12 protein-coding genes are annotated in these 12,859 nt (G+C 60.3%); 5 read left to right on the top strand and 7 right to left on the bottom strand.

Annotation, left to right across the window (positions count from 1 at the left end):
* Positions 1 to 53: 53 nt before the first annotated feature.
* A complete protein-coding gene (locus tag AB4O08_RS15800; protein ID WP_460114210.1) occupies positions 54 to 2,138 on the bottom strand; it encodes a mechanosensitive ion channel family protein in 2,085 nt (694 codons plus the stop codon).
* 171 nt (positions 2,139 to 2,309) lie between these two features.
* Here AB4O08_RS15800 and AB4O08_RS15795 point away from each other — a divergent pair, with 171 nt between their 5' ends.
* From AB4O08_RS15795 to AB4O08_RS15785, 3 genes are read left to right on the top strand one after another with little or no spacing between them, the layout of a single operon-like run.
* Positions 2,310 to 3,089 carry an endonuclease/exonuclease/phosphatase family protein gene (locus AB4O08_RS15795; RefSeq protein WP_460114209.1) on the top strand — a complete coding sequence of 260 codons (780 nt, stop codon included), beginning with the start codon at positions 2,310 to 2,312 and terminating at the stop codon, positions 3,087 to 3,089.
* Entirely contained in the window at positions 3,086 to 4,348 is a 1,263-nt protein-coding gene (gene clsB / locus AB4O08_RS15790) for a cardiolipin synthase ClsB (RefSeq protein ID WP_010206860.1), read from the top strand. The genes AB4O08_RS15795 and clsB overlap by 4 nt, the downstream gene beginning before the upstream one ends.
* Positions 4,338 to 5,285, top strand: coding sequence for a lysylphosphatidylglycerol synthase domain-containing protein (locus AB4O08_RS15785; RefSeq protein WP_010206861.1), 948 nt, complete (start codon positions 4,338 to 4,340; stop codon positions 5,283 to 5,285). Before clsB ends, AB4O08_RS15785 begins: the two co-directional genes overlap by 11 nt.
* Positions 5,286 to 5,289: 4 nt before the next feature.
* Here the strand turns inward: AB4O08_RS15785 and AB4O08_RS15780 are convergent, their stop codons facing one another.
* The 3 genes from AB4O08_RS15780 to AB4O08_RS15770 form a co-directional block, all read right to left on the bottom strand.
* Entirely contained in the window at positions 5,290 to 6,045 is a 756-nt protein-coding gene (locus tag AB4O08_RS15780; RefSeq protein WP_010206862.1) for an alpha/beta hydrolase family protein, read from the bottom strand.
* The gene (locus AB4O08_RS15775) at positions 6,035 to 7,144 is read right to left on the bottom strand and encodes a DUF3182 family protein (RefSeq protein ID WP_198581181.1); all 1,110 of its coding nucleotides are present in this window, start codon (positions 7,142 to 7,144) and stop codon (positions 6,035 to 6,037) included. Before AB4O08_RS15775 ends, AB4O08_RS15780 begins: the two co-directional genes overlap by 11 nt.
* Before the next feature lie 171 nt (positions 7,145 to 7,315).
* On the bottom strand, positions 7,316 to 8,275 hold the full coding sequence (locus tag AB4O08_RS15770) for a GlxA family transcriptional regulator (protein WP_137206169.1): 960 nt from the start codon (positions 8,273 to 8,275) through the stop codon (positions 7,316 to 7,318).
* A 97-nt stretch (positions 8,276 to 8,372) separates the two neighbouring features.
* Between AB4O08_RS15770 and AB4O08_RS15765 the strand changes: the two genes are divergently transcribed.
* Positions 8,373 to 8,936 (top strand): cysteine hydrolase family protein, encoded by a 564-nt coding sequence (locus AB4O08_RS15765; RefSeq protein WP_042570818.1) that lies wholly within the window; start codon positions 8,373 to 8,375, stop codon positions 8,934 to 8,936.
* A gap of 21 nt (positions 8,937 to 8,957) precedes the next feature.
* On the opposite strand, the gene tam is transcribed toward AB4O08_RS15765, so the two are convergent.
* Positions 8,958 to 9,719 (bottom strand): trans-aconitate 2-methyltransferase, encoded by a 762-nt coding sequence (tam, locus tag AB4O08_RS15760; RefSeq protein ID WP_460114208.1) that lies wholly within the window; start codon positions 9,717 to 9,719, stop codon positions 8,958 to 8,960.
* A 182-nt stretch (positions 9,720 to 9,901) separates the two neighbouring features.
* Between tam and AB4O08_RS15755 the strand changes: the two genes are divergently transcribed.
* Positions 9,902 to 10,837 (top strand): hypothetical protein, encoded by a 936-nt coding sequence (locus AB4O08_RS15755; RefSeq protein WP_042570816.1) that lies wholly within the window; start codon positions 9,902 to 9,904, stop codon positions 10,835 to 10,837.
* Positions 10,838 to 10,927: 90 nt separating this feature from the next.
* On the opposite strand, the gene AB4O08_RS15750 is transcribed toward AB4O08_RS15755, so the two are convergent.
* Together AB4O08_RS15750 and AB4O08_RS15745 are read right to left on the bottom strand one after the other, a co-directional pair.
* On the bottom strand, positions 10,928 to 11,443 hold the full coding sequence (locus tag AB4O08_RS15750; protein WP_003232445.1) for a single-stranded DNA-binding protein: 516 nt from the start codon (positions 11,441 to 11,443) through the stop codon (positions 10,928 to 10,930).
* Between the two features lie 9 nt (positions 11,444 to 11,452).
* Positions 11,453 to 12,847 (bottom strand): MFS transporter, encoded by a 1,395-nt coding sequence (locus AB4O08_RS15745; protein ID WP_350488008.1) that lies wholly within the window; start codon positions 12,845 to 12,847, stop codon positions 11,453 to 11,455.
* Between the last annotated feature and the right edge of the window lie 12 nt (positions 12,848 to 12,859).

Raw genomic sequence — 12,859 nt, 5'->3', positions numbered from 1 at the left:
GTTATTAGGTATTTATCAGAATCGTTGCATTTTGCGGGTTTGTAGCGCAACCGTCACGGATTAACTATCTTCGCGCCAGCCTCGGTAGGTTCATGCTCAAGGGCCGTCCGCGCAGGCACCAGGACCTGCTGTGGATAAGTCTGCGCGAAATGCACCTCGCCACAGTTATCCACAAGCTTTTTCAAGCGCTGGTTGAACGCGCGACTCACCGCATATTGCCCGCCCGACACCGTGCGAAACTGCGCAGTGAGCACCACGCCATTAAGGTCCATCTTGTCGACGCCAAACACCTCCAGCGGCCCTTGCAGGTTGTACTTGAGGAACACGTCATCACGGATCGACTGCCCCGCCTCGCGGATCAGCTCCACCGCCTTGTCCACGTCCGTGTCGTAAGTGAACTGCACCGAGAAGAACGCATACGCAAATTGCCGCGACTGGTTGGTGACTGCCTTGATTTGCCCGAACGGCACCGAGTGCACAAAGCCCTTGCCATCGCGCAGGCGCAGTGTGCGAATCGTCAGGCCTTCGACGGTGCCGGCGTGGCCCGAGTCGAGCACCACCCAGTCGCCAATGGACAGGGTGTCTTCGATGATGATGAACAGCCCGGTGATCACGTCCTGCACCAGTTGTTGCGAGCCGAAACCAATGGCCAGGCCGACCACCCCGGCACCGGCCAGCAGCGGCGCGACGTTGATCCCGAGATTGGCCATGGTAGTGATCGCGCAGATCACCACCAGAATGATCTTCACCGCATTGCGCAGCAGCGGCAGGATGGTTTTCACCCGTGTGCTGGGCTGGCGACTGGAGCGTTTGTTGACCGGCGGTTTCAACGCTTCCTGGATAGCCGTGTCGAGCACCACCCAGAACAGCCAGGTCATCAGCAGGATCAGGCCGATGCTGCTGAGAGAATCACTGATCGCCCGACCCACCGAATTGCGTTGGGCGAATTCGAACAGCGACACCCCCCAGATCCGCCCGAGGATCTCGATAAACGCGATGGCCATGACAATACGCAGGATCGCGTGCAACAGGCTGAGGAAGCGTTCCTTGTAGGCACTGCTGCGCTGGATCGCCACCTGGCTGCGCGACTTGAACAGGTGTTGCAACACCGTGCTGAGAAACACCGTGCCGATCAGCAGGATCGTGGTGAACAGCGCGCAACGCAGGGTCTTCTGATTATCGTCGCCGGCGCCGATCAGGTTGATTGCCGAGACCAGCACCATCAGCAGAATCGGCCAATACCACAACCCGGAAAACACCCGCAGTGATTGCTGCAACGCCGGATGTTTGAGGCGTTGGGCCAACGGCCGGTTACGAATCAGATGAGCCACCGGCCGATGCAGTCGTACCACCAGCACGCCGAAGATCACCGCCGCGAACAAACCGGTAAACACCGCGATACTGCTGGTGATATTGCCACCGAGCTGGCGAGCGATCTGGGGGCTGGTCAACGCATCGCTGAGGGCCGCGAGAAAGCCGATCAGGAACAGCGGTTTGGGGCAGTAGCTGCGAATAATCCGAACCGCCGGGCGCTTGTGTCCGACATTGAACATGACAATGACGCACAACAGCATCGAGGTGGAAAAAATGCCGCTGCTGGTGGCGTAGGCAAAACACAGCGCCAGCGCGCGACCTATGGAGGTGGGTAAAAAGTGGCTGACATACAGGGTCAGCGGCAGGCAAATCAGCGCAGGAATCGTATAGGGAATCACGTACCCGAGCACTGCCAGCAGGCGCTCGCGCCGCTCGAAGAAAGTGCGACGGCCCAAGCGCTGCACGATAAACCGCCCCAGGAGCGTCAGCACCACAAAAGCCCCGCACCACACGCCGGACAGCAACAGGAAATCCCCCGCCACGCTCCAGGGTGAGCGCGCAGCCGTCTGATTGACCAACCGCCCGACCTCATCGGCCGCTCGGTCCGCCCGCAGGCGCCACTCATCGATCAGGTTCTGATTGAGATCGAGCTTTTGCTGTACGTCATCAATGCTGGAACTGATCGCCCCCAGCAAACCGCCCTCCACCAGCAATTCCGGCTTCGCCGGCGCTTCAGGTTCAGGCGCCGTGGCCGCAGCCTGTAGCGCGCCACTGCCGCAGAACAGCAGCGCGCCGAGCAGTAATGCAGTCTTTAGATTCAGCAAAACACCGGGCTCCTTCAGAAGGGTCTGTAAGGAACTGACGGGTTTGGGCGTTGATCGTTCCCCTTCAGCGACATCTTTATGCCGTCTGTAGGACGCTGGAAACTTTCAGCCAAAAATCACAGTCAGCCATAAACAGGGGGCCAGGCCCCCACTTCTTCCACAGGAGCAATCATGGCTGCGATCCCCGACTGGGTGCCCATCACCCCCAGCGTCGCCATCACTCGCTTCACGGTGCTGACGGTCAATATCCACAAGGGCTTCACTGCCCTGAACCGACGTTTCATCCTGCCCGAGCTGCGTGAAGCGGTGCGCAGCGTGGGCGCCGACATGGTGTTCCTCCAGGAAATCCACGGCACCCACGAACGCCACCCCAAGCGCTTCAGTGACTGGCCGAACATGCCGCAGTACGAGTTCCTCGCCGACAGCATCTGGCCGCAGTTCGCCTACGGGCGCAATGCCGTCTATCCCCATGGCGACCACGGCAATGCGCTGCTGTCGAAATTCCAGATCGTGCGCCATGACAACCTCGATATCTCCCAAAGCGGCCATGAAAACCGTGGCCTGCTGCATTGCGTGCTGCGTATGCCAGGTACCGGCCAGGAGATACATGCGATTTGCATCCACCTGGGCTTGCGCGAGGTACACCGCCAGCAGCAATTACGCCTGATCGAACAGCGCATCAGCGAGATCCCGGCCGACGCGCCGCTGGTGGTCGCCGGTGATTTCAACGATTGGCGACAAAAGGCCGACCTGAGCAAGGCCGGCTTGAAGGAGGTGTTTATTGAATCCATGGGCAAACCTGCGCGCACCTTCCCGGCGCGCCTGCCGTTGCTGGCGCTGGACCGGATTTATGTGCGCAATCTGAAGGTGCATAACCCTAGGGTGCTGACGACTCGGCCTTGGTCCCACCTGTCCGACCATGTACCGCTCTCGGTGGAGATCGAGCTATGAACGTGGCCGTGGAACATATCTCCACCGACCAGCCGCCGGACGAAGCCAAGGCTCGCGACCTGGATTACGGCTGGCAGAGTGGCAACCAGATTGAGTTGCTGGAGAACGGCGAGGCCTATTTTCCCAAGGTGTTCGAAGCCCTGCGCGCGGCCCGACGGGAGATTCTGCTGGAGACCTTCATCCTCTTCGAAGACAAGGTAGGCCATGAGCTGCAGGGCATCTTGATCGAGGCCGCAGAGCGTGGGGTCAAGGTAGTGGTCAGCCTGGACGGTTTTGGTTGTGGCGAACTGAGCCCAACGTTTCTCGGCGAACTGGCGGCCGCCGGGGTCACGGTGCAAATGTTTGACCCGGCATCCAAGACCCTGGGTTTTCGCACCAATTGGTTTCGCCGCCTGCACCGCAAGATTGTGGTGGTGGACGCTGAAGTGGCGTTTATCGGCGGGATCAATTTCTCCGCCGATCATCTGGGGGATTTCGGCCCCGAAGCCAAGCAGGATTACGCGGTGCAGGTAATAGGCCCCGCCGTGGCTGACCTGCATCACTTCGCCCTGGCGCAAAGCGGTCGCCAGGTCCGCACGCGACGTGGCTGGCGGCGGCGCCAGCAGCGGCCTTCGTTGTGGTCCACCGACAAGGGCGATGGCCTGGTGCGCCTGATTTATCGGGACAACGTACAGCATCGCGATGACATCGAAGAGGCGTATATCCACGCGCTGAGCAAGGCACAAAAACGCGCGGTGATTGCCAACGCCTACTTCTTCCCAGGCTATCGCCTGCTGCGCGAAATCCGCAACGCCGCGCGCCGGGGCGTGCACGTGCAACTGATCATGCAGGGCCAGCCAGACGTCCTGCTGGCCAAACTGGCGGCGCGGATGCTCTACGACTACCTGCTCAAGGATGGCGTGGTGATCCACGAATATTGCCAGCGCCCGCTGCACGGCAAAGTCGCGTTGGTGGATGACGAATGGAGCACCGTGGGGTCGAGCAATCTGGACCCGTTGAGCCTGTCGCTGAACCTGGAAGCCAACGTATTGATTCGCGACCGCGGATTCAATCAACAGCTCTACAAACGCCTGGAGATACTCGCCCGCGACCACTGCCAGACCATGCCGGAAAACCGCAAGCCGCGCCTGTGGCTCTGGCGATTGACGGTGGGTTTTCTGGTGTTTCATGTGATGCGCCATTTCCCTGCGTTGACGGGTTGGCTGCCGGCGCACAAGCCACGTTTGAAACCGATTGAGAGCCAGGCCAATGACCACTGAATCCAGGTTCAAACGCTGGAAGAAACCGCTGACCATCGCCTTCTTCCTGGTGCTGATCGTGTTGTTCACCCTGCTCGCGCGGCGTATCGATTGGAGCGAAGTGGTGCAAACCCTGGGCGACTTCAAGGTGCGCACACTGGTGATTGCAGGTGCACTGACACTGTGCAGTTTTCTGGTGTACGCCAGCTTCGACTTGATCGGCCGCACCTACATCCGTCAGAACCTGGTGTGGAAGCAGATCCTGCCGGTGGGCATCATCAGCTACGCCTTCAACCTCAATCTGAGCGCGTGGGTCGGCGGCATTGCCATGCGTTATCGGCTGTATTCGCGACTAGGGGTGAGCACCAGCAATATCGCCAAGATCCTCGGTCTGAGCCTGGCCACCAATTGGTTTGGCTACATGGCGATTGCCGGGGTGGTGTTCAGCAGCGGCCTGGTGACCATGCCGCCGGGATGGAAAGTCAGCACCACGGCATTGCAAGGCATTGGCGCATTGTTGGTACTGGCCAGCCTCGGCTATCTACTGGCCTGCCAGTTTTCGAAGAAACGCGCGTGGACAATTCGCGGCATGGAAATCAATTTGCCATCGGTGCGCATGGCGTGCCTGCAGTTGATGCTGGGCGCGTTGAATTGGTCGCTGATGGCCGCGGTGATCTTCACCCTGTTGCCGGCCAAGCTGGACTATCCGCTGGTGCTGGGCGTGTTGTTGATCAGCGCGATTGCCGGGGTGCTCACCCATATTCCGGCCGGGCTGGGTGTACTCGAAGCGGTCTTTATTGCGCTGTTGCAGCATGAAGCGTCGCGGGGCAGCTTACTGGCCGGGTTGATTGCGTATCGGGCCATCTACTTTATTGTGCCGCTGCTGATTGCGCTGGTGATGTATCTGGGCGTGGAGGCGAAGGCAAAGGCGTTGCGGGTGAAAAAAACACCCGCCTGAACGCTTACTGGGATTGGATGATGCTCAACCGCTCGCCCACCACCATCTCGGTGATCCAGTCCACCAGGATTGAGGTGTACGCTTGCTGGGACACCGGATCGCTGAGGGAATGGTCGGCGCCGTCGATGATGCGATGGGTCAGGGAGTGAGTCTGCTGGCACGCCGCGCGGTAACTCATGATGGTGGCGTGGGGCACGTGGTCATCGGTTTCCGACTCAACGATCAAGACATCCCCGGTAAACGCCGAACACGCGTGCAAGGCGCGATTGGTTTCGGCGTGGACCAAGGTGCTGCGGTAATCCATCAGGTCGGCCTTGTCCAGATCACGCTTGGGCTTGAGCCACTCATGATCGCGGTACAGCGCCGGCACGCGCAGCGCCAGCCAGCGCACCGGGCGCAGTGAGGTGAGAATCGCCGCGAGGTAGCCACCGTAACTGGTGCCCACCACCGCGACCGCCGAGGTGTCGATGGCCGGGTGCGCCAACAGCCGGTCATAGGCCGCCAGCAGGTCGCGCAGGTTGTCTTCGCGGGTGACGCGCGACAATGGAATGCCCGTGCCAGCGTGCCCGCGCAGGTCGAAGGTCAGGCAGACACAGCCCAAGCCGGCGATGCCTTTGGCGCGCTCAAGGTCTCGCTCCTGGCTACCGCCCCAACCGTGCACAAACAACACGCCGGGCACTTTGGATTTGGGGCTCAGGAAGGTGCCGCTCATCTGTTCGTCGTCAATATCGATCGCAATGCTTTCGCTTCTAGCCGTCATAAGATTTAACCGTCACGTACTTGAGAAGAAACTCGCTGTTTTCCGCCGGGCCGCGATACACCTCGATGGCATCGGCCGGCAACGGTTGGTCCACATAGGTTTCCACGGAGGACACATGGATCGCACGCAGGCCAGGGTTGTTGATAAAACTTTGTAGCGCCGCGACTTCCGCGCTGCTGGCCCCACCCATCCGCCAGGATTGTTCGAGCACACCACTGCGGCGCTGGCCGTCGCTGTCGAGACCCTGGGCAATGTCATAGTTGCGCCGCGATGCATAGAAGCCAGGGTAGGCTTCATCGGCAGCCGTATCGAAGACCTGGGCTTGTTCGATGGCTTCGCGTACGTCGTCGGGCAGTTGGAGCTGTAACAGGTCTTCGTAGTAACCCGGCACCACCAGCAGGTTGGAGCCACCGTAAACGTCTTCGCCCTGCCCGTCTTGCGTCAGGTATTGCTCGCCGCAGTAGCTGAACACGTAATCACCGATAAAGCTCTGGCCGACGCTGTGGGTGACCACGTCGTGCAGGTCTTGCTCCAGCACCACGCCTTCGCTAAAGCGTTTCGCGGCATCAGGTCGCGCCAGCACCGCTTCGAATTCATCCAGGCTGTGGATAACTTCCTGCCCTCGGCCCGCGCAGGCGTGCACGGGTTTCAAACGGATGGGTCCACTGTAGAGCAAGCGCGTGGCGGCTGGGCGCGCGTCTTCCAGTGCGAAAACGCTCAAGCCGTCCAGCACGACTTTTCGGACACGCTCGCAGAACAGTGCCGACCAACCTTCGGGCGCTTTGGCTTCAGGGCCGAGCAAACCATGGCTGATAGCTTTGGTGCAGATGAAATCGTGGTCAACGTACCCGCCCCACAAATCCTGCGGCCCCTTGATATTGAGCGCTCGCGCCTGAGCCGGGCCAACCAGGGTTTGTGTGGGCAGCAGGTACAGCGCCAGCCCCGCGTGCAGATCAGCGTCATAACTGCCACCGAACTTGAGCCCGAGGATCTGCGCCAGCCAGCGCGCCAAAGCGCGGTTGGTTTCGACCTCATGCATCGGTGCGCCCTCACGTGTGGAGTGAGCGACTACCAGCTTCTTGCGTTGAATCGGGGTCATGCGTCCCCCTTGGCCATCCCGCCATGTGTGTATACAGAACGTTGCAGAGATCAGGCCAAGGCGCTCTCGGGCAGGAATACTTTCAAATCAACCAGTTGCTGAAAAACCGATGGCAGTTGGCCTGCTCTTTTCTGCACGACGCCCTTCTGATGCGGCGGCGTTCTGCACGATTCACACGCCGAAACGGCTGCGGTAATCGCTGGGCGCCAAGCCGGTGATCTTCTTGAAGGTGGCGCGAAAGGCACTCGGATCCTGGTAACCCACAGTCCAGGCGATATGGTCGATGGTACCGTTAGTGAATTCCAGCATCTGCCGCGCCTTGCCCACGCGCAAGTGCTGACAGTATTCGGTGGGTTTCAAACCCGTGGCGTTGCGAAAGCGCCGTAGGAAGGTGCGCTCTTCCAAACCGGCTTCCCGGGCCATCGCGGCCAGGGAAACATCCACCGCGCCGCTGGCCTGCAACCAGTGCTGAACCTTGAGGATGGCCGTGTCGCCGTGGCCGAGAATCGGCGCAAAGTTACTGCCGCATTGGCTGGCACTGTCGCTGTGTTCGATCACCAGGAAACGCGCGGTATCGGCCGCGATACTTGGGCCCATCAGGCGGTCGACCAGGCGCAGGCCGAGTTCGGACCAGGCCATCAAGCCGGCAGTGGTGATCAGGTCGCCGTCATCGACGATGGGCTTATCCGCCTCCAGGCGCACCGCCGGGTAACGGGCGGCGAAAGATTTGGCAGAAGACCAATGGGTGGTGGCACTACGTCCGTCAAGCAACCCACTGCGCGCCAGCATGATCGAGCCAATGCACACACCGCCCAACACCGTACCCGCCGCGTGTTGCTGGCGAATCCACTCCAACAGCGCGAGGGGCGCCTGGTCTTCGGTGAATTCACCAATCGACGGCGGCACCAGCACGGCCATCATCGGTTGCTCGGGGCCAGGGTGACTGCTGAATACGCGCGCCGGTTTACCGGTAACATCCACCTGCCAATGGCTGACCCGCAGCAAGGGCAATTGCGCGGATTGATGTTCGGCGGCGATGCGGTTGGCCACGCCGAACAGGTCGGTCAAGCCATGCACGGCGGCCAACTGCGCACCTTGGTAGATCAACACGCCCAGCTCGACGACCACCATTGTCAGTTTTCCCCCTGTTATTGTCGGCGCAGCCAATCCCCGGTGCGGGCGCCAGCTATGATACTGGGCCCATCAACCCATCACGAGGCAACACAACATGGCCAAGCAAGCGCTCATCCTAATCGATATCCAGAACGACTACTTCCCCCAAGGCAAGTGGCCACTCGACGGCGTGGACGCCGCGGCAGACAAGGCCGCGCAAGTACTGCAGGCGTTTCGCCAGGCAGGCGATGCGGTGATTCATGTGCGCCATGAGTTCACGTCCGATGACGCGCCGTTCTTCACGCCAGGCTCCGAAGGGGCGCATCTGCATTCCAAGGTGCTGAACGAAGGCAGTGAGCCGGTGGTGCTTAAACACTTTGTGAATGCGTTTCGCGAAACCAACCTGCGCGCACTGCTGGAACAACGCACCATCACAGACCTGGTAGTGGTTGGCAGCATGAGCCACATGTGCATCGACGGCGTGGTACGGGCGGCGGCGGACCTGGGCTACAAGGTCACGGTGATTCATGACGCGTGCGCGACACGGGACCTGGAGTTCAATGGCCAGGTGATTCCGGCGGCGCAGGTGCATGGGGCGTACATGGCGTCGCTGGCCTTTGGTTATGCGGGTGTGGTGTCGGCAGATGAGTACTTGAAAGCGCAAGCGGCGGCGGCTTGACCGCCACTTGTCGTCTTAGCGTCAGCGGGTCGCGATGATGAACAGGCGCGGAAACGGCAGCAACACGGTGCCATCCGCCAGGGCTGGATAGGCCTGGGTAATCCGCGCCTGGTATTCCTGCAGGAAGGCGGCTTTCTCGCCGTCGGTCAAAGGCGCAAGGAACGGTCTGAGCGCCGATGCTTTGAACCACTCCACCACCGCCGCGTGGTCCGCCAACGGGTGCTGATACGTGGTGCGCCACACATCGACGGTACTGCAATGCTTGCTCATCAGTTCGTAGTAGTAGCTCGCGGTATGACGCTGGTTGTGTTTGACCGCGCCGATCTTGGCCGACCAAGGACCATCGGCCGCGACGTCGCGGGCAAGCCGGTGGGCAGGCTCATCGAGGTTGTCCGGGGTTTGCACCGCCAGCGTGCCACCGGGCGTCAGTTGGCGGGCCAGGTGCGGGTAAAGCATGGCGTGATCCGGTAACCATTGCAGGGACGCGTTGGCCAGGATCACATCGAAGGCTTGCACAGGTTTCCAGTCACCTATATCCGCCAGTTCGAAGCTCAGTGCCGGCAGCCGTTTGCGGGCGTCCACCAGCATGTCGTCGGAGCTGTCCATGCCGGTGACATGGGCTTGCGGAAAACGCTCGGCCAGCACTTCGGTGGAGTTACCGGGGCCGCAGCCCAGATCCACGGCGTTGCGCACCTCGGCATTCGGAATGGCCGCGACCAAGTCACGGACGGGACGGGTGCGCTGTTGTTCGAACAGTGTGTATTGCTTGGCAGACCAGGTCATCGCGGCTTTCCATCTTGTTGACGTTGGCGCCAGCCTAAATCGTGTGAGCCTCGAGGACAAATACCGAGTGCTGCACGCCTGGTCCGCTTTGCCGAAAACAGCCTCCCCGGTACAAAGCGTTTATAGTCACGACACGTTGAAGATGACATACCTCGTTTTTTGCCTAGGGATGGGAGGCCTATATGACACTCGGAGAATTTCTCTCCCCGGTTACTGCACTTGTTCGTTTGATCACCACGCTGTTCGGCCGAAAGCCCAGCCTCCCCCATAAACGCCTGGAGGCGCGCCTGCTGCTCAGGGGCATCGTGGCTGAGATACCGAAAGAACTGCCGTTTCGCATATGTGATGAAGAAGGCAATCAGCACAGAGGCGTGTACGTGATCGGCATGCTGATCTGGAACAAAGGCAATCAACCGGTCGTGCAATCGGACCTGACGCCATCGGCGCCACTCCAGATACAGGTCGGCGATGACTGCACCCTGGTGAGCGCCAAGACCGTCCCTTTCGAAGACCAGACCGACTGTGCGGCAACGATTACAAGCCCGACGACAATACGCATCGACTTTGACTGCATAAACCCCGGTGAGTACCTGATTGTGCCCATCTTCGTGACGGGCAACGCCATGACCGAAGTCAAGGTTATAGGGCGAATCATCGGGCAGGACAGTCCGATTGATCATACGGCGGAGGAAGTCAGGGCACCGTTCCTCGAACGCTTATCGATGTTGACCTGCTTGCTGCTCATCTTCAATACGTTGCCGGGGTTCTTCATCGCGGGCGCGCTTCTGCTACGGGACTACGGCCTGGACGTCATCTGGAACAAGCCCGAGAGCCTCCCGCCGTACTTGACGCTGCCGTTCACGATGGGCGCGATGATGCTCTCCCTGTTCATCACTTCTCGCATCGTGTATTGGGTCGAACGGCGAAACTACCCGCAGGGCTACCCCCTTCAGGCGGACCTTGAACCTCCCTTGCTGGAGAATATCCGGGCCATGCTCAGCACCGTGTTCAAAGGCAAGAAACATCGGATATCCACATCATTGTTCGACTGGGGAAAACCCATCTTGCTGACAGGCAAGAAAGCCAAACGACGCTCCGTGGATGATTGGATTCGATAGCCTCATGGCCAAGGCCTGTATCCCACCCAATAAAAAACCCCTGAGTCATGGGCCCCAGGGGTTTGATGGATACTGACGCGAAGTCGTCCGTCAGAACGGAATATCGTCATCAAAGCTGTCGAAATCCGGAGCCGGTTGCGGGGCAGCCTGTTGTGGCGCTGGGCGCGACTCACGCTGTGGCTGCTGGCTTGGCTGCGGACGGGACTGCTGTGGACGCGGTGCCGAGTTGGACATGCCGCCCTGGCCTTGTTGGTCGCCCTGCGGACGGCCGCCCAGCAGTTGCATGGTGCCTTGCATGTCGACCACGATTTCAGTGGTGTAACGCTTGATGCCGTCTTTTTCCCACTCGCGGGTCTGCAGTTTGCCTTCGATGTAGACCTGCGAACCTTTGCGCAGGTACTCACCAGCGATCTCGGCAACCTTGCCGAACATCGACACGCGGTGCCATTCGGTTTTCTCGACCTTCTGGCCAGTCTGCTTGTCGGTCCACTGTTCGCTGGTCGCCAGACTCAGGTTGGTCACGGCGTTACCGTTAGGCAAGTAGCGAACTTCGGGATCCTGGCCGCATGTACCGACCAATATGACTTTGTTAACCCCACGGGCCATAACGTTCTCCTAGGCTGGGCGCGCTGTCGGCACTGGGTTGACCAGTTGCTCGAGCGTCGCGCGATCCAATAATTCGGTGTCCAATTTGATGTAAATGGCCGCCTCTTCCGCGACCACGACTGCATCTGTTACCCCTACGACGGCCTTAAGGCGCTCTACCAGGCCGCTTTCACGGATCGCCTCAGGCGATAGCGGCAAACGCAAACTTGTGACGTAGGGAGGTTCGCGCATGGTAACAGCAAAGGCCAGCCAAAGTGCAGCCAGCCCGGCGCATCCGAGGAAGACAACCGACAAACCGCCATGCTGGAACATCCAGCCCCCCATGATGCCGCCCAGTGCAGAACCGAGGAACTGGCTGGTGGAATACACCCCCATCGCCGTGCCCTTGCCACCGGCCGGTGAAACTTTACTGATCAGCGAAGGCAGTGACGCCTCCAGCAGGTTGAACGCAGTGAAGAACACCACCGTGCCGATTACCAGCGCCCGCAGGCTGTCGCCGAACTGCCAGAAGAATAGCTCAGTGAGCATCAGCGTCGTGACGGCACCGAGCAGGATTAGTTTCATTTTGCGTTTTTTCTCGCCATAAATGATGAACGGAATCATGGCGAAGAATGAAATCAGCAGCGCTGTCAGGTAGACCCACCAGTGCTGTTCCTTGGGCAGACCGGCTTTTTCCACCAGTGCCAGGGGCAAGGCAACGAAGCTGCACATCAGCATGGCGTGTAATACGAAGATACCTAAATCCAGGCGCAGCAGGTCGGGGTGCTTGAGTGTCGGCAAGAGTGCCTTGCGCGCGACACCCGATTCGCGATGCTGCAACGTGCCGGTGGAGCGCGGCACCATAAAGGCCACGATCACGATGCCGAACAGCGCCATGCCGCCGGTGGCGAGGAACAGTCCGTGCAGGCCGAACGCGCGGGTCAGCAAAGGGCCGACGACCATGGCCACGGCAAACGACAGACCGATGGTCATGCCGATCATGGCCATGGCCTTGGTGCGGTGTTGTTCGCGGGTCAGGTCCGACAGCAAGGCCATCACGGCCGCGGAAATCGCGCCGGCGCCTTGCAGGATACGCCCGGCAATCACGCCCCATATGGAGTCGGACTGGGCCGCCAGCACACTGCCGAGGGCAAACACGATCAGCCCGAGGTAGATCACCGGGCGACGGCCAATACGGTCGGAAATGATCCCGAACGGGATCTGGAAAATGGCCTGGGTCAGGCCATACGCGCCAATGGCCAGGCCAATCAATGCGGGGGTCGCGCCGGCGAGATCCATTCCATAGGTCGCCAGCACCGGCAACACCATAAACATGCCCAGCATACGGAAGGCGAACACCAGGGCCAGACCGCTTGCCGCTCGGGTCTCGCCGCTACTCATGCGCTCGCTGTGGGGATCGTGCATGGAAAAACCTCA

Source organism: Pseudomonas sp. H3_E07, from assembly GCF_054668895.1.
The sequence above is the reverse complement of the archived record's forward strand: the minus strand, read 5'-3'. Positions and strand labels throughout refer to the sequence as shown.

Excerpts from the sequence above, each read along its gene's own strand:
- AB4O08_RS15795 (WP_460114209.1), top strand. The coding sequence starts at position 2,310 with ATGGCTGCGATCCCCGACTGGGTGCCCATCACCCCCAGCGTCGCCATC.
- clsB (WP_010206860.1), top strand. The coding sequence starts at position 3,086 with ATGAACGTGGCCGTGGAACATATCTCCACCGACCAGCCGCCGGACGAA.
- AB4O08_RS15785 (WP_010206861.1), top strand. The coding sequence starts at position 4,338 with ATGACCACTGAATCCAGGTTCAAACGCTGGAAGAAACCGCTGACCATC.
- AB4O08_RS15780 (WP_010206862.1), bottom strand. The coding sequence starts at position 6,045 with ATGACGGCTAGAAGCGAAAGCATTGCGATCGATATTGACGACGAACAG.
- AB4O08_RS15775 (WP_198581181.1), bottom strand. The coding sequence starts at position 7,144 with ATGACCCCGATTCAACGCAAGAAGCTGGTAGTCGCTCACTCCACACGT.
- AB4O08_RS15770 (WP_137206169.1), bottom strand. The coding sequence starts at position 8,275 with ATGGTGGTCGTCGAGCTGGGCGTGTTGATCTACCAAGGTGCGCAGTTG.
- AB4O08_RS15765 (WP_042570818.1), top strand. The coding sequence starts at position 8,373 with ATGGCCAAGCAAGCGCTCATCCTAATCGATATCCAGAACGACTACTTC.
- tam (WP_460114208.1), bottom strand. The coding sequence starts at position 9,719 with ATGACCTGGTCTGCCAAGCAATACACACTGTTCGAACAACAGCGCACC.
- AB4O08_RS15755 (WP_042570816.1), top strand. The coding sequence starts at position 9,902 with ATGACACTCGGAGAATTTCTCTCCCCGGTTACTGCACTTGTTCGTTTG.
- AB4O08_RS15750 (WP_003232445.1), bottom strand. The coding sequence starts at position 11,443 with ATGGCCCGTGGGGTTAACAAAGTCATATTGGTCGGTACATGCGGCCAG.
- AB4O08_RS15745 (WP_350488008.1), bottom strand. The coding sequence starts at position 12,847 with ATGCACGATCCCCACAGCGAGCGCATGAGTAGCGGCGAGACCCGAGCG.